Source organism: Epilithonimonas zeae, from assembly GCF_023278365.1.
In the GTDB taxonomy this organism is placed as follows: domain Bacteria; phylum Bacteroidota; class Bacteroidia; order Flavobacteriales; family Weeksellaceae; genus Epilithonimonas; species Epilithonimonas zeae_A.
Window position 1 is genome coordinate 3,734,147 of record NZ_CP075338.1, and the last position, 20,117, is coordinate 3,754,263.

Here is a 20,117-nt window from a genome sequence, read left to right on the forward strand (position 1 = left end):
AAGCAAACTTAATCTAAACAATTACCAATGAAAAACCTACTATCAATATCAATCATATCCTTATCAGTCTTGCTTTCCTGCAAGAACGCCCAGGTCTCGAAAACAGTTAGCGAAACAAAACCGGTTTCAAAAAATCTGACAGACAATCAATTAATGGATAAAGTCCAAAGCGATGCCCTAAAATATTTTTGGGATTTTGCAGAACCCCATTCATTATTAGGAAGAGAACGTTATCACGAAGACAATATCTATCCGGATAACGACAAACATGTGATTACAACTGGCGGATCGGGATTTGGTTTAATGACAATCCTAGTTGGTGTTGACAGAAAATACATTCCGCGTCAGGAAGCTGTGAAAAGACTGACGCATATTGCGGATTTTTTAGAAAAAGCAGACCGTTTTCACGGGGCTTGGTCACATTGGATTAATGGCGAGACGGGTAAAGTCGTTCCCTTTGGAAAAAAAGATAATGGTGGAGATCTGGTAGAAACCGCTTTTCTTACACAAGGCATTATTTGCGTCCGCGAATATTTCAAGAACGGAAATGCAGAAGAGAAAGCACTCGCTGCAAAAATGGACAAACTCTGGAAAGGGATAGAATGGAACTGGTACACAAAAGGTGGTGAAAAAGTGCTCTATTGGCACTGGTCTCCATCATACGGCTGGGAAATGAATTTCCCACTGGAAGGTTACAATGAGTGTCTTATCACTTATATTTTAGCAGCATCATCACCCAATTATTCCATCGATTCTGAGACTTATAACAAAGGCTGGTCAAGAAACGGAACTTACACAACAGACCGAACAAAATACGGACTTCCACTGTATGTTAAACATAATTACGCAGAAGAATTTGGTGGTCCATTATTCTGGTCACAGTATTCCTATTTAGGTTTGGATCCAAGAGGACTTTCCGACAAATATGTAAAAAGTTATTGGGACTTAAACCGAAATCATGTTCTTATAGATTATAAATATTGTTTAGAAAATCCGTTAAATTATAAAGGTTATTCAGAGAAATATTGGGGACTTACCGCGGGTTATACAAGAAACAAAGATGGCTCTGTTGGTTATGCAGCGCATCAACCTATGAAAGAAGATTTGGGCGTAATTACTCCGACGGCTGCGTTGAGCTCAATGCCTTACACGCCAAAAGAATCGATGGCGGTTTTAAGATTTTTGTACGATGAAAAACCAAATTTCATTGGACAAGCCGGACCTTATGATGCAACTTCCATCAATTTTAATGATTGGACCACACCTCGCTATCTCGCTATCGATCAGGGAACTATTGCGCCAATGATTGAGAATTACCGCACAGGATTGTTATGGAATTTGTTTATGAATGCGCCGGACATCAGAGAAGGACTCAAGAAAATTGGATTTAAGTCCACGGAACACCAAATCCAATAGCCAAAAAGTAGTATCTTTAAACACTAAAATTTATTGTCTCAATTTGAAATAATAAAAATTTAGGAGCTATTTCCCGCTTTCCACTATATCTTTTTTTGTTTAGAAGATTCAGTCATAAAAACAAAATTTCTACAAAACAAAAAAAGGATGCCGTTGCAAATCGAGGAACGAGATTCGACGATTCAAAAACAAAATAAAAAAGGATAGAGTCAATCGGGGCTAGGGCATTGGACATAAAATAAAAATTCAACAATTTGTAGAGGATTCAAAGCCTCAAATAAATTTTTTGAAAATTTAAAATATGAAATTAAAAAACATCATTCTTCTATTATTGGGGTTTTCATCTTTTGCAACAGCACAGGAAATCAAAGCTGAGTTCAATAAAGAAATTAAAATCCAAAAGAATCTATCCTACATTCTGGATATTCCAAAAGATGTAAAAACCAAAGTTCCATTAATTGTTTTCCTTCACGGCTCTGGTGAAAGAGGCAATGATTTGGAAATTGTAAAAGCGCACAGTCCTTTTACTTATAGAAATTTAATCAAAGAACCTGTTGCGATTTTGGCGCCGCAATGTCCAGCAAATACTTGGTGGGATACAGATGCGGTTTATTTCCTGATTAAAGAGATTTCAGAAAAATATAAAATCGATAAAGAAAGAATCTATCTCACAGGATTATCAATGGGTGGTTGGGGAACTTTGAAATTAGCAGGTGAACATCCCGAAATGTTTGCAGCGGTCGCATCAGTCTGTGCGCCGACAGATCGTGTAATGTGGGCAAACATCCACAACTACAAAGATATGAATCTGAAGATTTTCCATGGCGGAATGGACGATGTTGTTCTTCCGGAAAATGCGTTCAATTTCTATCAAAAATTGCATCCAATCAATCCAAAAGCAGAATTAACGATTTTCCCAAATGACAATCACAATTCTTGGGATTCTACATATTCTGACCCGAAATTATATGAATGGTTGTTGTCATTCAAAAAAGAATCAATAAAAAATTAAAATAATATATATAATGAAAAAGTTTGTAATCTTAGCTGCGTTGGCTTTATCGCCTTTCTTTTTGGCGCAGGAACTTGTAACCAAACCAGTTCAGTCTTATCAAACAGAAAAATACCAGTCAAAGAAAAAAGCTTTCATCGATAATCTGATTTCAAAAATGACTCTGGAAGAAAAAATCGGTCAGTTGAATTTGCCTTCATCTGGAGACTTTACAACTGGTACAGCCCAGAGTTCAGATATCGGAAAAAAAATTGAACAAGGTTTAGTTGGCGGTTTATTTAACATAAAAGGTGTTGATAAAATCCGCGACGTTCAGAAGGTAGCAGTAGAGAAAAGCCGTCTGAAAATTCCAATGATTTTCGGTATGGATGTGATCCACGGTTATGAAACTTCTTTCCCTATTCCATTAGGTTTAGCCTCATCGTGGGATATTAATTTAATCCAAAGATCAGCTCAGATTGCCGCCCAGGAATCTACAGCAGATGGTATCAACTGGACGTTCTCTCCAATGACGGATATCTCAAGAGATCCAAGATGGGGTAGAGTTTCCGAGGGTTCTGGTGAAGATCCATATCTGGGAAGTGAGGTTGCAAAGGCAATGGTTTTTGGTTACCAAGGAACAGACCTTTCTAAAAATAACACAATGTTGGCTTGTCTTAAACACTTTGCGCTTTACGGAGCACCGGAAGGTGGAAGAGATTACAATACAGTTGATATGAGCCACGTATCAATGTTTAACAATTACTTTCCACCTTACAAAGCGGCTGTTGAAGCTGGAGTTGGTTCTGTGATGGCTTCTTTTAACGAAGTGGATGGTGTTCCTGCAACTGGAAACAAGTGGTTGATGACAGATGTTCTGAGAGACCAATGGAAGTTCAAAGGCTTTGTGGTGACGGATTACACAGGAATCAATGAAATGGTAGATCACGGAATGGGAGATTTGCAACAGGTTTCTGCTTTGGCAATGAACGCCGGAATTGACATGGATATGGTTGGTGAGGGTTTCCTTAAAACTTTGAAAAAATCAATCTCTGAAGGAAAAGTTTCTGAACAAACTGTAACAGATGCCGCAAGAAGAATCTTGGAAGCTAAATATGATCTTGGTCTTTTTGATGATCCTTACAAATATACGGACTCTAAAAGAGCTCAGAAAGAGGTTTTCAGCCCGAAACATTTGGAAGCAGCAAGAACTATTTCTGCGAATTCTATGGTTTTGATGAAAAATGACAAGCAGGTTCTTCCTCTTAAAAAATCAGGCACTGTTGCTGTAATTGGCCCATTGGCTGATAACTCAGTTAATATGCCAGGAACCTGGAGCGTTGCTGCAAAACATGCTAATTCGATCTCATTATTGAGAGGTCTTAAAGAAACTGTGGGTAAAGACGTGAATTTCATCTACGCAAAAGGAAGCAACATTTACGAATCTGCAACAATGGAAGAAAGAGCAACAATGTTCGGGAAAACTGCAGACAGAGATAACCGTTCTGCAGATCAAATCAGAAAAGAAGCTGTTGAGATTGCAAGCAAAGCGGATGTAGTGGTTTTAGCAATTGGGGAAAGTGCCGAGATGAGCGGAGAATCTAGCTCAAGAACAGATATCGGAATTCCGGAAACTCAAAAAGAATTGTTGAGAGAACTTAAGAAAACCGGAAAACCAATTGTTTTAGTTCTGTTTACGGGTCGTCCATTAGTATTAACAGAAGAATCTGAACTAGCAGATGCAATGTTGAATGTTTGGTTTCCTGGAAGTATGGCTGGATACGCAGTTTCTGATGTGCTTTACGGAAAAGTGAATCCTTCGGCGAAGTTGCCGATGACTTTCCCAAGAAGTGTTGGTCAGGTTCCAATCTACTACAATGCTAAAAATACGGGTCGTCCACTAAGTACCGAGAATACTGAGAAATGTAATTTTGATAAATTCCGTTCCAATTATCTGGACGAGTGTAACACGCCGCTTTATCCATTTGGATATGGTTTGAGTTATTCTAAATTCGATTATTCTGATATTTCAGTTTCTAATGCAAAACCATCTGGAAATGCAGAAATCGAAGCGACTGTAACATTGACCAATAGTGGAAAATATGATGGAGCAGAAGTGGTTCAGCTTTATATCAGAGATTTGGTTGGAAGTATTACAAGACCGGTTAAAGAATTGAAAGGTTTCCAAAAAGTTTATCTGAAAGCAGGCGAAAGCAAAAAAGTAACGTTCAAAATCTCTCCGGAAGATTTGAAGTTCTATAACAGCCAATTGAAGTTTGATTGGGAAGCTGGCGATTTCGATGTGATGATCGGAACCAATTCTCACGATGTGAAAACAACGAGAATTACCTGGACAAAATAAAATTTAATCCAAATTAATATTAAAAAGCCTTTCAGAACTTATATCTGAAAGGCTTTTATTTTTATAAATATTTTAAGTCTGAAGCTCTTTGATAAATCAAAATTGTCAGCTTGAGGCTCTTGAAGACTTTATAAATAATTTATTCCTTAATAATTTTTGTAGTCAAAATTCTCATACCTTCTTTTTTAAGATTGAGAATATAAGTTCCAGTTTTTAGCATGGAAACATCAACTGATTGATTAACATCGGAAACCAAAGCCTGATGAACAATCTTTCCTGATAAATCAACAACTTCTGCAGAAATATTTTTCTCATTAAGGTTTTTGATAAAAATTATATTTTTTGCAGGATTAGGTGTTACAAGAATTTGATTTTTATTAAGGTCGGAAACTGCCAGGTTATTGGTTTTTATTTTAAAAATCTTCCCGTTAGATGCAGCAATGTAGAGTTGTTTGTCATTATCTTCCCCGAATGTGGTAAACATATTTCCAGAAAAAGCGGATGTCCAGATAATGGTTGTGTTATCAAGAATGCCGATTTGAGTTGAACAATAATCTGCAAAAAGATACTTGCCAATCAGGTCTGTGTAGAGATTTCCTCTGTAAACGTATCCGCCCGTAATGGAACATTTTCCACCAGAATGATCATATTGCACAATCGGAAAAGTCATTGTAGAAGCACTGGCGCAACCGGCTGTATTATAGGTGTTGTTTCCTTCGTAGCATCTCCAGCCGTAGTTTACAGCAGGCGTTGTTGCGGGAACTTTATTTATTTCTTCAATCAAATTTTGACCTACGTCTGCAATCCAGATATTGTTCGTAGTTCTGTCAAAAGAATATTTCCAGCCGTTTCTAAGTCCGTACGACCAGATTTCATCCGCACCATCTATACCAACAAAGGGATTGGTCGGAGGAATATTGTAAGCATTGTCAGAATTAACATCGATTCTCAATAGTTTTCCCAATAGAGAATTTTTGTTTTGTGCATTGTTATCAGTATCGCCGGCACCTCCGCCATCACCAGTAGAGATGTAAAGGTAACCATCCGCACCGAAATGAATACTTCCTCCATTGTGATTGGTATTATTTTTTGGAATGGATACCATCACTTTTTCAGTGGTCACATCCGCCGTGTTTGGGTTGCTGGAATTGGCTGTAAATCTGGAAACCGTAATGGTTCTGCCAGCTCTATTGTAATAAACATAGAAATAACGATTGTTGGCAAAGTCTGGGTGGAAAGCCAAGCCCAATAAGCCCATTTCTCCGCTGAAATTGACTCGGTCTGTGATATTAAGAAAATTAGTGGTTTCAAAGGTTCCGTTGGTGTTCAAAATTCTGATGGTTCCGGATTGTTGGACAACAAAAAGTCTGTTGTCATTGGTTGGCGAAGCGATAATTTCTACAGGATTGGAGGCGGTTGCAAACTCTTCAAGAGAAATTTGTTGAGATTGGACTTCCGAAGCAAAAGCCAAGGAAAGAAGAAGTAAGATTTTTTTCATAACTGATTATTTTAGAATTGGTTATTTAAATTATCAAAATTAATACCTAATTTAATTATTTTTATTTAATCTTTAAAATTCATCAATTTTTATCAGATTTTTATTAAAAAAATAAGATATATTATTTGTAAATAGCCAATGTCCGCATATTTCTCATTTTCAAATTCTTATTTCCACTATAAATCATTATATTTGCCGACTAAAATTATATATATCGTAAGAAAATGCAAGGAAAAGGACTCGTTACACTAGTTGCCATCGTTCTTGGATTGATTTGTCTCAATGAGCTTCTGCCTTCTTTCTATGCCAATAAAATAGAAAAAGAAGCAAGAGCTGTTGCAGGTGAGAATCAGTTGAAATACCAAGCCGAACTCGACAGACTTTCTAAAGACACGCTTAATTTAGGTTTTACAAAACTGGATTATGCTTCGGCTAGACAGAAAGAAATGAAACTCGGATTGGATCTTAAAGGTGGTATCAACGTATTGCTAGAGATCAACCAAAGAGATTTGGTTAACGATCTTAGTAATTATTCTACAAATGCTACTTTAATAGAAGCACTTAACAGAACCGACAAAGCTCAGAAAAACTCAAGTAAACAATACATCGAGGATTTCTTCACCCAGTTCGAAGCTGTTAACAAAGAAAAGGGAACCAACCTAAAACTTGCAGATCCTGAGATCTTCGGTAATACTAATCTTTCTGAGATTAAGTTCAATACACCAGATGAGCAGGTCAAAAATATCGTAAGAAAAAAAATCGATGCGTCTGTTGGAACAGCTTATGAAGTTCTTAGAACACGTATCGACAAAATGGGTGTTACGCAGCCAAACGTTCAGAGAGTTCCTGGAACTGGAAGAATCTTGGTGGAAATGCCTGGTATCAAAGATATCGAAAGAGTTAAAAAAATGTTGGCGACTTCTGCGAAACTTCAGTTTTGGGAAGTACAGTTAATGCAGGAAGTTGTTCCTTATTTCTCTCAGTTGGATCAATTGGTTAAAGCTAAAGGAGACTCTATCGGTGTTGCAAAAACTACGAATTTGATGAACTTGATTCAATTGAATTCTACACCTGGAAATGCTGTTGCAAACGTAAAATTGTCTGATACTGCAGTTGTAAATAAATTACTTAATAGTGATGCGGCAATCAAAGCAAGACCTATTAACTTGAAATACACCCAGTTTATGTGGGGTTACAAGCCTGAGAATAATACTTCTAACAGCCTTGTATTATACGCTATCCGTGGAAATATCACTCAGAAAGCACCAGTTGACGGTGCTGTAGAATCTGCAAATATCAACTATGACCAATTGGGTCGTATCGTGGTAGATATGCAGATGGATTCTCAGGGAGCTCGTGATTGGAAAACAATGACGGAAAAAAACAAAGGTAAAGTAGTTGCTGTAACTTTGGATAACAGAGTGTACACAGCGCCTTCTGTAAATGAAGTGATTCCTAACGGTAGAACTCAGATTTCCGGAAACTTTACTCAGGAAGAAGCTAAAGATTTGGTAGACGTTCTTGGTGCTGGAAAATTGCCTGCAGGTGCAAAAATTGTACAGGCAGACGTTGTAGGTCCATCTCTTGGCGCGGAGTCTATCAATGATGGTATTATGTCATTCCTTATTGCATTTGCTATTATCATTGTTTACATCATTTTCTATTACGGTGGAGCAGGTGTGTATGCAGTTATTGCAATGACCATTAACTTGTTCTACATCTTCGGAATTATGGATTCTGTGGATGCTACTCTTACACTTCCTGGTATTGCGGGTATCGTATTATCTATGGCGATGGCGGTAGATGCGAACGTAATTATCTATGAAAGAACCAAAGAAGAATTGTTCCTTGGAAAAGGAATTATGGAGGCTTATAAAGATGGTTTCAAACATGCGATTTCTGCGATTATTGATGGTCACGCAACGACTTTCATTACAGCATTGATTCTTTATATCTTCGGAACTGGACCGATTAAAGGTTTTGCAGTAACGTTGATGATTGGATTGGTAATGACATTGTTTACTTCGGTATTGTTATCGAGAGTGATGATTTTCAGCAGACTGGAAAAAGGAAAAACGCTTTCTGTTTGGACTGCACCTACCAAAAATCTTTTCAGAAATACTTGGTTAGATTTTATCGGAAAAAGAAAATGGTCTTACATCGTATCAGGTATATTAATGGTAATCGCCATTGCATCTATTGCAATCAACGGTTTCAAATATGGTATTGATTTCACAGGTGGACGTAACTTTGTAGTGAGATTCGAAAAACCGGTTGATGCAGAAAAAATTGAAGCTAGTATCGGCAAATTGATGGTAACTGCGGATGGTCAGAATAATATCGTAGAAGCTAAAACATTTGGTAACTCTTCTCAATTGAAAATCACAACCGATTATTTAATTGATGATGAGTCATTAACAGCTGACCAGACTGTAGAACAAAAAATATACGAAGGATTGAAGTCTGAATTACCAGCAGGTATGACTTTAGCAGAATTTAAGTCTGCAGATAAAGGTCACGCTGGTATTGTTTCTTCAACCAAAGTTGGACCTACAGTGGCGGATGATATCAAAACACACGGTATGTTGGCAGTAGCTGCATCATTGCTTGGTATCTTCATCTATATCTTGGTAAGATTTGACAAATGGCAGTTCTCTCTTGGAGCGGTTGCTGGTCTATTCCACGATACGGTGGTGATCTTAGGTGTTTACTCATTGTTCTACAAAGTGATGCCTTTCAATATGGAAATCAATCAGGATTTCATTGCAGCGATTTTGACGGTAATTGGTTACTCAATTAATGATACCGTAATTATCTTTGACAGAATTAGAGAATATCTTCGTGAGAAAAAAGCATTGACTTTGGCTGGATTGTTTGATGATTCAATTTCTAGTACAATCGGTCGAACGTTCAACACGTCTTTCACTACGATCTTGGTAATCTTGGCGATTTTCATCTTCGGTGGAGATAACCTAAGAGGATTTATGTTCTGTCTATTGATTGGTATTGGATTTGGTACTTATTCATCCATCTTCATTGCATCGGCCACGGCTTATGACTTCCTAAAAGGAAAGAAGAAAGAAGATAAAGTAACAGGGAAATCTTCCATCAGCAATGCTGAAATAGTGAATTAATTTTCTTAAAATATATAATGAAAAGCTCTCAATCACTTGAGAGCTTTTTTTGTGCTTTCACTCAAACTTTAAATATATTTTAAAAAAGCATTTTTGTCATTCTGAAGGAATCTATGCAAAGTGAATCAACGCAATGAATTATCTGCTATGTCTAGATTCCTCTGGAATGACAAACTAAGTGTTCTACCAATAGAAATCAAAAAATCCTGCAGCCCAAAGCTCTACATGATAAAAATTGAACCAACTCATTTGTATAATATTGAATTGGAATTATTGCTTTGTAAGTGTCCAGGTGCCTTGTTGGTCTTTATCTTTCCAAGTACCCTTTTTGTCTTTTAAGTTACCATATAATGTAAAACTCAATGTGTCGGACATCACAGGTTGTAATGTGCCATCGTCATAGACATAGCTGGCCAGATCTACTTCTGTACGACCTAAAGAGCCAGTGATATTACCACTTTTAGAAACTTCAATGGTCAATGTTCCTACTTGAGCGCCGTTGTAAGTCCCTACCCATTTTCCCATAAAGGGTGAGGTATGGTTTTCTTCTTCTTTCTGTTTCCAATAATTGTCTGAGATTTGGTCGCAGGATGTGATGGCGAAAAATAAGGCTAAAATTAGCATGATTTTGATTTTCATTGGTGGTTAAGTATTTTTAAAGAAACAAATTAAAGATATAGTATTTTTTTGTTCCAATATGAGTCCATATTTATTTTTTTCTCTTCTGGTATTGAGTATATCGAAAAATATCTTTTGCAAGTCCTTTTGATAGATTGTCTGCCCAAATTATAATGTTATTACCATACATTGAAGGAACAATCGCTTCATTATTTAGCTATTGATTTATGTAATTAGACTTAAAATTATCAGATATTTAATTTAAATTTTTTTTCTAAAAATAGCAATTCTAAGATTTTTAAATAGAATTGTAATTTCAAAAAAATATTATCTTCGCAGACATGAAAACAAACCAAAAATCAGCAGCTATAGGATTTATATTTATCACTTTGTTGATCGATATTACAGGTTGGGGGATTATCATTCCCGTGGTACCGAAACTGATAGAAGAACTGATCCACGCAGACATCAGTGAGGCTGCCAAATATGGTGGTTGGTTGAGTTTTGCTTATGCTTTCATACAATTCGTTTTTTCGCCTTTGGTTGGTAATCTGAGTGATAAATACGGTAGAAGACCAGTGATTTTGTTGTCGCTTTTTGGGTTTTCTATAGACTATATTTTTCTGGCGTTGGCGCCAAGTATCTGGTGGCTTTTCGTAGGTAGAATCATTGCCGGAATCACCGGAGCGAGTGTCACGACTGCGAGTGCCTACATTGCCGATATCTCTACAGATGAAGATCGTGCGAAGAATTTTGGATTGATTGGGGCAGCTTTTGGCTTAGGCTTTATCATCGGTCCTGTATTAGGTGGTGTTTTGGGACATTATGGAGCGAGAGTTCCGTTCTATGCAGCAGCGGTTTTGTGTATGATCAATTTTATTTACGGTTATTTTATCCTGCCGGAAAGTCTTAGCAAGGAAAACCGAAGAGAGTTCAGTTGGAAAAGAGCGAACCCGATCGGGTCTTTCAAATTCCTAAGAAAACACCCTGAAATCTCAGCGCTCACCACTGCTTTGATTTTGATTTATATTGGCGGACACGCCGTACAAAGTAACTGGAGTTTCTACACGATGTACAGATTTAGCTGGGATGAAAGAATGGTAGGAATTTCGCTGGGTGTTGTTGGTCTTTTGGTTGGATTGGTGCAAGGTGTTCTGATCCGATGGATCAATCCTAAAATAGGTGATCAGAAAAGTATCTTTTATGGACTGATGCTGTATGCTGCGGGAATGCTGCTTTACGCTTTTGCAACAGAAGGTTGGATGATGTTGGTTTTCACAATTCCTTATTGTTTAGGTGGGATTTGTGGTCCTGCGTTGCAGTCCATCATTACCAAGAATATTCCGTCCAACGAGCAGGGCGAACTACAAGGTGCGTTAACGAGTCTAATGAGTGCAACTTCTATCATCGGTCCGCCCTTGATGACGAATCTATTTTATTATTTCACACACAAAGATGCACCGTTTTTGTTTCCGGGAGCGCCATTTTTCTTGGCATTCTTGCTATTTGCAGTAAGTATTTATTTTGTTTATATAAGCTTTAAAAAGGACAAAATTTAGTTACTAATAAAACCACATAGACACATAGGGATTTTTAAACTTAGTTTTTATCTTAAACACAAAACTATGTGTCTATGTGGTTCAGAATTTTCCAGAATAATTAAAATAATCCGCTGAATCTGTCAGATTGGCAAGGGTGTTAATCTAAGATTTCGGAACGTAAGTATAAACGTTGTAAGGGATAATTTTTTCTGCTGTTTTTTTAGCAATCAAACTTCCTAAAAGAATCGGGAAGAATAATTCGTAACCGTTGGGAACCAAACAGCAAGTGAGAATCAAGGCGGTGAAAGGTGCGTAAATAGCTGCTGATAGAGTAGCAGCAATACCAATCAGAACGAAATTAATATAAATCAAAGAGGTTCCAAAAAAGTTGTTGCAAACAATTGCAAATGCCAAACCCAAATAAGCACCCGCCACAATGCTTGGTGCAAAAACACCACCGTCTCCGCCTGCTCCCAGTGTTAATGATGAAGCTAATGGTTTCAACAATACCAAAGCTAAAATTAAAAGTACAGAATAACTTTGGGGATGAGAAATCAATTCATTCAACGAATGATAACTGTCGCCGTAAAGGAAAGGAAAAAGGCAAATCAAAATCCCAACTGATAGAGTACCAAGATTCACTTTTATAAAATTGTTATGGATTCCGGAGAAAAAATCTTTCATTTTAATTACTAATAAGGTAAAATAAACTGAGAGAGTGCCACACAATAAACTTAGAATTATCATAAAAGGAACAGCCATCCAGTTCCAATGCGTTACCGGAAAATTAATCAACGGTTTTGAAGGAAAAAAGTAAAGAAACATCCAAGAAATTAAAGCTGCAGAAACACAACTGATGAATAAGGTTTTATTGATTTTTCTCGCAATTACTTCCAAAGCGAAAAGGCAACCAACCAAAGGATTCCCAAAAAGGACAGCCACTCCGGCAACTACTCCGGCACAAATCAATTCCAATTTGTAAACATTAGCAGCAAACTGTTTCTCGTAAACCGAATTCCCAACTGTAGCTGTCGCAACCACTGTAGAAACCTCAATCCCTGTAGAACCTCCGAAAATAACCGTCAAAAATCCATTGAAATAATGGGACGGAATCTTGAAAAAAGGCAAATGGTCTTTTCTCTGATCCACAGTTTTATAAATCTCTGTAATACCTTTATTCTTTCGATTTTTGAAAAGATATTTCCTCAAAAAGTAAATCGCAGTTATCCCAATCGTTGGCAAAATGATGAATAAAAAAGCATTGTTCTTTTCTACAAATTCAAATAAATGTTCCTGACAAAACTCTGTAATTTTTTTGAGTGTCAGTCCTAAAATGGATGCGATAATCCCGATGAATAATGATGAAATAATTAATTTGAAATAATTGTGCGCTTGTACTTTCTGTCTTTTCATTTTTCCTATCTCTTAGAGATCACAAATTTACGTCAAAATTATTTGTTAGTCTTTTTATGGGATGAGATTAATTTCTAAGCTATTTTTAAGTAAAAATTAATAAAATTCTCTGTATCAATTCTCTAAATGTTTCTTAATTTTGTCAAATGGAATTGAGTATTGGAGAAATGCTGATGATTGCTCTGGCAATTGTTGTTTTGTTCGGACCAGATAAATTACCCGAGATTGCCAGAGGTCTTGGCGAAGGCGTCCGTAAAATGCGCGGTGCGGTAGATGATATCAAAACCGAGATTATGAAGGAGGCAGATAACCCTGTTTCCGAAATCAAAAAAGAAATCGAGAAAGTGAAGCAGTCTGCACAGGAATTCAACCCTTTGGGAGATAAGAAATTAGAATCTTTTGCTCAGCAGGAAACACCTAAAGTAGATCTTTCCGAAGACGATTCTCACGAAGGTCCCGTAAGCCGATAATCTATGGACGAACTGATTTCTCTTGACCAACAATTACTTGTATTTCTCAATGGATTGGGAAGTTCCACATTTGACCCGTTTTGGCTTTTGGTTACAGGAAAATGGTTTTGGATACCGTTTTATGTGATTTTACTTTACCTTGTTTACAAAGCAGTTCCGCGCAAGAAATTGATTTTCGTATTGATTTTTATCGCTATTGGCGTTACTATTTCCGATCAATTGGCGAGTGTTTTCAAACACGGCGTCGAAAGATTACGACCTTGTCAAGATCCTATAGTTTTGGAAAAAATGAGGTTCGTGATTTGTGGTGGGAAATATGGTTTCTATTCTGCGCACGCATCCAGTGTGTTTTTCCTGTTTAGCTTTCTGTCTATTTTGATTGGCAAACAGTATAAATATCTGACCGTTATTTTACTGTTTTGGGCGATTTTGGTTTCTTACAGCAGGATTTACGTTGGTGTACATTACCCGATGGATGTAGCTTTTGGTGCGGTAGTCGGCTTTTTGCTCGGCGGTTTTTTAGCGAATCTTACGAAGAAGGTTATTAATAAGAAATTAGAAATTAGAAATTAGAAATTAATTTTGCTAACATCTAACATCTAACATCTAACATCTAACATCTAACATCTAACATCTCTAACCTCTAATCATTATGATAAGGTTTCCCTTGCAAAATCGTAGCTGCGCGATAAATCTGCTCCACAAAAAATAAGCGAATCATCTGATGTGTAAAAGTCATTTTGGATAACGAGATTTTCTCATTAGAACGCTGATAGATTTCCTCTGAAAAACCATAAGCACCGCCAATCAGGATATTCACTTTTTTCACGGAACTTCCCATCCAGAAATCAATCTTTTCAGAAAATTCCCGACTTGTGAATTGTTTCCCTTTTTCGTCCAGAAGAATGACCAAATCAGAAGAATCAATTTGGTTTTGGAACAATTTGGCTTCTTCTTTTTTCAGTTGATCAGGACTCAAGTTTTTAGCATTCTTCACATCCGGAATTTCCACTAATTCGAAGTTCCAATGTTTCGGGATTCTGGGCAGATAATATTTGATAAGAGACACAATTTCTTTATCATCCGTTTTCCCGATGCAGAGTAAATTAATACGCATTTAGTATATTTGTGGTGCAAAGATAAATGAATGGTTAAAAAATTACAGCGTTTTTTCCTCAAAATCAAGAACTTTTTCGATGGGATTCATATTCCGGTTTTAGGGATTTCTCTTTGGAAAATGTTGACAATTTACACAGATGCGATTTTCAAAAACCCTTTGGGAAGACAAGCTGCCAGCATTTCGTGGAATTTTTTCCTCAGTCTTTTCCCAATGATTCTCTTTTTTTTGTCTGTGCTGCCATTTATGCCACATTACGACAAGCTTCAGTTTTATATTTTTGAGGTTTTGATGCCACGGGTTTTCCCTTCTCATATGCAGAGTGATGTGACAGGTTACATTCAGGAGAACATCATCCCGAATATGAAATCCATTAGTAATTTGACGATTTTATTGTCTTTCGTTTTTGCTACGAACGGCTGTTTTACCTTGATTGGAGGATTCAATAGAAATACAGAATTGCAACGAGGTTTTGTAAAAGAATATGCTTTGGCGATGTTGGTTACGATTTGTTTTTTGACATTAGTCTGTCTTTCAATTTTCGGAATCTATTACAGCGAGGTTGTTCTGAAGCTTTATACACCTACTTATGATATTGGTTGGTTTACTAAAAACTTAACCAAGATTATAGGATTTATATCTTTTCCATTATTTTATTTTATTCTGCTCACACTCTTTTATTGGGTTGGATGTCTTAAAATTACAAGATTAAGAGAAGCTGTTCCTGGTGCTATTTTAACGACGATTCTTTTCGTATTATTGACTTATTTCTTCGCCATTTATGTATCGAATATTGCAAGATATAACGTCCTTTACGGTTCCATTGGTTCCATTATTTTGGTAATGGTTTGGGTGAATGTCAACGTGTTTCTTGTCTTGATGGGCAATGAGCTTAATCTAGCTATCAAAAAAGTTAAATTAGAAAAATTGGTTCGGGAAGAAATGTATTTGTAATCAGTTTATTGAATTGGATATTTAATTATATTTACAATAAGTAATTTACCAACACCAAAATACATAAACAATGGCAAAAGGTCAAGACGCTAAAAAAGCCGTAAAAAAAGAACCGCAGAAAACGGCAAAAGAAAAGAAGGAAGCTAAAAGAGAAAAGAAAAATGCTTCTAAAAAAGATTGAAAACTACAATCTCTCAATTAATCATTGAGAGATTTTTTTATTGAGTTTCAATATAAAATATCCCGTAATTCCAGACAAAACCGAAGCAATTAAAATACTGATTTTGGAAATATCCTGAATTTCGATTTCACTTGGGAATGCTAAAAGCGAGACAAAAATCGACATTGTAAAACCTATTCCGGCCAAAAATCCAACACCAATCATTTCTTTCCAGGCAGAAAAAGCAGGAAGTTCTGCCCATTTTAATTTGATAGCTATAAAGGAAAATAAATTAATTCCTAAAACCTTTCCGATAAACAATCCTCCAATAATTCCCAAACTCAAAGGATTGATGAAACCTTCAAATATTTCTTTCTGAAAAGTAATATTTGTGTTAGCCAAAGCAAACAATGGCATTATAACAAAACTTACAGGAATGTGAAGCTTTTGTTCCAATTTCTCTAATGGAGAAATCTCAGTTTCAGAAAGATTAGTCGGAATTGTAAATGCCAGGATAACACCTGCAATTGTTGCGTGAATCCCGGAATGGTGCATAAAGTACCAAAGAAATAACCCCGGAATGATGTAAAAGAAAAGTCTATTCACTCCACTTTTATTTAGAATAATCAGTAAGGCAGTAATGCCACCGCAAATTCCCAATGAAATCCAATCAATAGAATCTGTGTAAAATAAAGCAATTACGATAATTGCTCCCAAATCATCTACAATCGCCAATGCACTCAGAAAAATTTTCAGAGAATTGGGAACGCTTTTTCCAAGCAGAGAAATGATGGCTAAAGAAAACGCAATGTCTGTCGCCATCGGGATTGCCCAACCATTTTTGTAATCTGTATTATGATTAAAACCAAAATAAATAATTGCCGGAATCAACATTCCGCCAAGTGCAGCGAAAATGGGAAGACTTGCTTTTTTGATGTCAGATAATTCGCCTTCCAGCAACTCTCTTTTGATTTCCAAACCAACCAAAAGAAAGAAAATAGCCATCAAGCCATCATTAACCCAAACAGAAACCGAATAATCCAAATGAAATAATTCTGTTCCGATTTTACTGTCCAAAACATTCTGAAAATCTGCTGATAATGAACTATTAGCAATCAACAAAGAAATCAATACAAAAATAATCAGGACGATTCCCGAACTTTTGCTGTTGTGAAAAAACTGTTGAAAATATTTGGTTAAAATCATTAAACACGCTTCACTTTAGAGACACCTTTGATGCCTTTCAGTTGTTTGAAAGTCTCTTCCAATTGGCTTTTGTTCTTCACTTCCAGATTGATGTTTCCGGTAAAAATGCCGTCGTTGGACGAGATGCTCAAACTCTTCATATCCATATTCATCGAACCACTAATAACCGCTGTGATATCGTTGATCATTCCCATTCTGTCCAAACCTTCGATTTCGATTTTAATTCTGTTTTTGAAGCTTTCTGCATTCACCCATTTCGCTTGGAGAACACGATAATCGTAGTTGGCCCTCAGGTTAATGGCGTTTGGACAGTTTTCGCTGTGTACTTTGATTCCGTCTGAAATAGTAATGAATCCGAAAATCTTATCCCCAGGAATCACCGTACAACATTTGGCGAAAGAATAATTCAGTTTTTCTTCATCTTTCCCGAAGACAATCATATCCAGATTAGAATCAACTTTCTCTACAAATTGTTCTTTGTTGGAAGTCTTTCTGAAACGTTGGAATAGATTGCTTAGAATACTTTTTCCATCAGCATATTTCTTGATGTCGCCAATATCAAAAGTCCCATTTTGGAAGCCTAGGAATAAATCCTGAGACGTTTTAAGATTCAGATGTTTCTGTAAGCCGTTGATTTCTTCGTCATTGAAATTCAGTTTTGCGTGACGCATTTTTCTTTGAAGAATCTCTTTTCCTTCAGCCGTATGTTGATTTTTTTCAGAATTAAGAATGTTCTTAATCTTCGATTTGGCTTTAGAGGTTACAACAAATTCCAGCCAGTCTGCTTTCGGCTTTTGGTTTTGAGAAGAAAGAATATCTATCTGATCGCCGTTTTGAAGAACATAACTGATTGGAACTAATTTTCCATTGATCTTCGCACCAAGACATTTTGTTCCCAAATCCGAGTGCACAGAAAATGCGAAATCCAAAGCTGTTGCGCCAGTGGGAAGAATCTTAATTTCTCCTTTTGGCGTGAAAACGAAAACTTCTTTAGAATAGAGATTTAATTTAATATTATCAAGAAGCTCTGATGTAGAAAGATTTTGCTGTTGTTCCAAAACATCACGAATCTCAGAAACCCAATTTTCGAATCGTTGGTCATCTGTGTTTTTTCTGTAACCTTCTTTGTATTTGTAATGCGCAGCAACTCCTTTTTCAGCGATTTCGTTCATTCTTTCCGAACGGATTTGAACTTCGATCCATTTCTTATCCGGACCCATTACCGTAAGATGGAGACTTTCATAACCTGTTGATCTCGGTTGTGAAATCCAGTCACGCATTCGCGAAGGATTACTTTGGTAAAGGTCTGTTACGATAGAGTAGATTTTCCAAGCCAGAAATTTCTCATTTCTAGGATCGGATTTATAAATAATTCTGATGGCATAATTATCATAAACTTCCTCAAAAGTCACATTCTGCTTCTGCATTTTACGATAAATGGAGCTTATTGCTTTTGCGCGCCCTTTTATCGTGAAATTCAGGTTTTCTTCTTTCAGTTGTTCAGAAACTTCTTTGGTGAACTCTTCTACATATTTTTCACGGCCTTCCTTTGCCGTTTCCAATTTGGCAAGAATCTCATTGTAAACGTCTGGATTATTGTATTTTAAAGACAAGTCTTCCAACTCAGATTTGATGGAATAAAGCCCAAATCTGTGAGCCAAAGGCGCATAAATATAAGACGTTTCTGCAGCAATTTTTTTCTGTTTGATAGGATGCATACTTTCCAGCGTTCTCATATTGTGCAATCTATCTGCAATTTTGATGAGAATCACACGGAAATCTTCCGAAAGTGTCAATAATAATTTTCTGTAATTTTCTGATTGAACCGAGATATTCTGCTGATTCATTACAGAAATCTTAGTCAAACCATTTACGATGTCCGCAATAGTTTCTCCGAAGATTTTTTTCAAATCTTCATAAGTATATTCTGAATCCTCAATCACATCGTGAAGCAATGCACAGGCGATACTGGTTGCTCCTAAACCAACTTCATTAGCAACAATTTTCGCCACTTCTATCGGATGATAGATGTAAGGCTCACCTGTTTTTCTCCGCTGATCTTTGTGCGCATCCAAAGCGAGATCAAATGCTTTCCTGATAAGCTTGTTGTTTTCCTCATCCAACGTTCTGTAGGTGTTGGAAATGAGGTCTTTATATCGAGCAAGGATTTCCTTGTTTTCTTTCTCTAAGTCGTAGTTCATCATACAATGTTAACTATAACGAATATAAGAAAATTAATACAAATTATCAAGTTATCTTTGCTGTGGTTTTTTATAAAAGGTTGATTTTATGAAGGAAAAATATCAACAGATATTTATAACATTTTACAGATATTTGATTCCGTTTTATACTGTTTTTTTACTGTATCTGATGTTTTTCGGATTTGGAAGAAGTCAATATGACATTAATATTGTAAGATTGTTGCCAATGGTTTCGACCTTTAATTTTGTCAAAGAAACTATTATATGGAAAACGATTATCATCAATGTTTTTGGAAATATTTTGATGTTTGTTCCGTTTGGTTTTCTCGGAACTGTTTTTCCAAAACTTAATAATTTCCGACTATTAATTTTAGATTTCCTCTTTGTGATTATTCTTATAGAAAGTCTTCAATACTTCACAAGATTAGGTGTTTTTGATATTGATGATGTGATTCTCAATACAGTTGGTGTTGCAATCGGTTTTTGGATATATCAGTTGTTTTACAAATAATTTAATTCTCGCTGATTTTTTTTGATTTAACTGATTATAAAATTAAATCTGCTTTGTCTGAAAAATCTGCAGGAAAACTTATTAGCACAAAACTTATTGGTAAGGATTTTTAGTATGAACTTCCATCCATCTCGCTGGTTCTTTGATGTTATTCCAGCCAAATTTTTTATAAAGTTCGTGCGCATCGGCAGTTAAAAGCATCCACCTTCTCAAGCCTTGTAATTCCGGATGAGTCATAATGTTTTCCATTAATAATTTTGACAAACCCAACCCACGAAATTCATCCAAAATAAACACATCGCCCAAATAAGCAATCGTGGTAAAATCTGTAATCACTTTTGCAAATCCGACTTGTTTATCATTATAAAAAACACCAAAACAAAAAGAATTGGCAACAGATTTTTCAACAATCTCTTTGGGAATGCCTTTTGCCCAATAGGATTCTTCGGATAAATATTGGTGAATGGTTTCTATGTCCATTTTGGATTTATCAGTAGAAATATAGAAGTCTTGTTGGTTGTACAT

Annotated in this window: 16 protein-coding genes; 9 read left to right on the forward strand and 7 right to left on the reverse strand. The window is 36.3% G+C overall.

The window, feature by feature from the left end:
- Positions 1–27 precede the first annotated feature (27 nt).
- The 3 genes from KI430_RS17130 (at position 28) to bglX (ending at position 4,769) form a co-directional block, all read left to right on the forward strand.
- A complete protein-coding gene (locus tag KI430_RS17130; RefSeq protein ID WP_248876098.1) occupies positions 28–1,416 on the forward strand; it encodes a glucoamylase family protein in 1,389 nt (462 codons plus the stop codon).
- Positions 1,417–1,717: 301 nt separating this feature from the next.
- Positions 1,718–2,428, forward strand: a complete 711-nt coding sequence (locus KI430_RS17135) for a prolyl oligopeptidase family serine peptidase (RefSeq protein WP_248876099.1) — start codon at positions 1,718–1,720, stop codon at positions 2,426–2,428.
- A gap of 13 nt (positions 2,429–2,441) precedes the next feature.
- A complete protein-coding gene (gene bglX / locus KI430_RS17140) occupies positions 2,442–4,769 on the forward strand; it encodes a beta-glucosidase BglX (protein ID WP_248876100.1) in 2,328 nt (775 codons plus the stop codon).
- A gap of 139 nt (positions 4,770–4,908) precedes the next feature.
- Here the strand turns inward: bglX and KI430_RS17145 are convergent, their stop codons facing one another.
- Complete coding sequence (locus KI430_RS17145) at positions 4,909–6,267, reverse strand: PQQ-dependent sugar dehydrogenase (RefSeq protein WP_248876101.1); 1,359 nt, start codon at positions 6,265–6,267, stop codon at positions 4,909–4,911.
- A 224-nt stretch (positions 6,268–6,491) separates the two neighbouring features.
- Between KI430_RS17145 and secD the strand changes: the two genes are divergently transcribed.
- Positions 6,492–9,401 carry a protein translocase subunit SecD gene (gene secD, locus KI430_RS17150; RefSeq protein WP_248876102.1) on the forward strand — a complete coding sequence of 970 codons (2,910 nt, stop codon included), beginning with the start codon at positions 6,492–6,494 and terminating at the stop codon, positions 9,399–9,401.
- A 270-nt stretch (positions 9,402–9,671) separates the two neighbouring features.
- On the opposite strand, the gene KI430_RS17155 is transcribed toward secD, so the two are convergent.
- Entirely contained in the window at positions 9,672–10,040 is a 369-nt protein-coding gene (locus KI430_RS17155) for a hypothetical protein (protein WP_248876103.1), read from the reverse strand.
- A gap of 320 nt (positions 10,041–10,360) precedes the next feature.
- On the opposite strand from KI430_RS17155, the gene KI430_RS17160 reads away from it, so the two are divergent.
- Positions 10,361–11,578, forward strand: a complete 1,218-nt coding sequence (locus KI430_RS17160; RefSeq protein ID WP_248876104.1) for a TCR/Tet family MFS transporter — start codon at positions 10,361–10,363, stop codon at positions 11,576–11,578.
- Positions 11,579–11,722: 144 nt separating this feature from the next.
- Here the strand turns inward: KI430_RS17160 and KI430_RS17165 are convergent, their stop codons facing one another.
- Positions 11,723–12,973: a chloride channel protein gene (locus tag KI430_RS17165; protein WP_248876105.1), complete on the reverse strand. Its 1,251-nt coding sequence runs from the start codon at positions 12,971–12,973 to the stop codon at positions 11,723–11,725.
- 146 nt (positions 12,974–13,119) lie between these two features.
- Between KI430_RS17165 and KI430_RS17170 the strand changes: the two genes are divergently transcribed.
- Both KI430_RS17170 and KI430_RS17175 read left to right on the forward strand, forming a co-directional pair.
- Positions 13,120–13,443 (forward strand): twin-arginine translocase TatA/TatE family subunit, encoded by a 324-nt coding sequence (locus tag KI430_RS17170; protein ID WP_248876106.1) that lies wholly within the window; start codon positions 13,120–13,122, stop codon positions 13,441–13,443.
- Positions 13,444–13,446: 3 nt separating this feature from the next.
- A complete protein-coding gene (locus KI430_RS17175; RefSeq protein ID WP_248876107.1) occupies positions 13,447–14,016 on the forward strand; it encodes a phosphatase PAP2 family protein in 570 nt (189 codons plus the stop codon).
- 70 nt (positions 14,017–14,086) lie between these two features.
- Here KI430_RS17175 and rlmH read toward each other — a convergent pair whose 3' ends face one another.
- Positions 14,087–14,560 (reverse strand): 23S rRNA (pseudouridine(1915)-N(3))-methyltransferase RlmH, encoded by a 474-nt coding sequence (rlmH, locus tag KI430_RS17180; protein WP_248876108.1) that lies wholly within the window; start codon positions 14,558–14,560, stop codon positions 14,087–14,089.
- Between the two features lie 30 nt (positions 14,561–14,590).
- Between rlmH and KI430_RS17185 the strand changes: the two genes are divergently transcribed.
- Positions 14,591–15,514 carry a YihY/virulence factor BrkB family protein gene (locus KI430_RS17185; RefSeq protein ID WP_248876109.1) on the forward strand — a complete coding sequence of 308 codons (924 nt, stop codon included), beginning with the start codon at positions 14,591–14,593 and terminating at the stop codon, positions 15,512–15,514.
- A gap of 202 nt (positions 15,515–15,716) precedes the next feature.
- Here the strand turns inward: KI430_RS17185 and nhaA are convergent, their stop codons facing one another.
- Both nhaA and KI430_RS17195 read right to left on the reverse strand, forming a co-directional pair.
- Complete coding sequence (gene nhaA, locus KI430_RS17190) at positions 15,717–16,880, reverse strand: Na+/H+ antiporter NhaA (RefSeq protein WP_248876110.1); 1,164 nt, start codon at positions 16,878–16,880, stop codon at positions 15,717–15,719.
- Complete coding sequence (locus tag KI430_RS17195) at positions 16,880–19,081, reverse strand: RelA/SpoT family protein (RefSeq protein WP_248876111.1); 2,202 nt, start codon at positions 19,079–19,081, stop codon at positions 16,880–16,882. Before KI430_RS17195 ends, nhaA begins: the two co-directional genes overlap by 1 nt.
- A gap of 88 nt (positions 19,082–19,169) precedes the next feature.
- On the opposite strand from KI430_RS17195, the gene KI430_RS17200 reads away from it, so the two are divergent.
- Complete coding sequence (locus tag KI430_RS17200) at positions 19,170–19,592, forward strand: VanZ family protein (protein WP_248876112.1); 423 nt, start codon at positions 19,170–19,172, stop codon at positions 19,590–19,592.
- A gap of 93 nt (positions 19,593–19,685) precedes the next feature.
- On the opposite strand, the gene KI430_RS17205 is transcribed toward KI430_RS17200, so the two are convergent.
- Positions 19,686–20,117, reverse strand: coding sequence for a GNAT family N-acetyltransferase (locus KI430_RS17205; protein WP_248876113.1), 432 nt, complete (start codon positions 20,115–20,117; stop codon positions 19,686–19,688).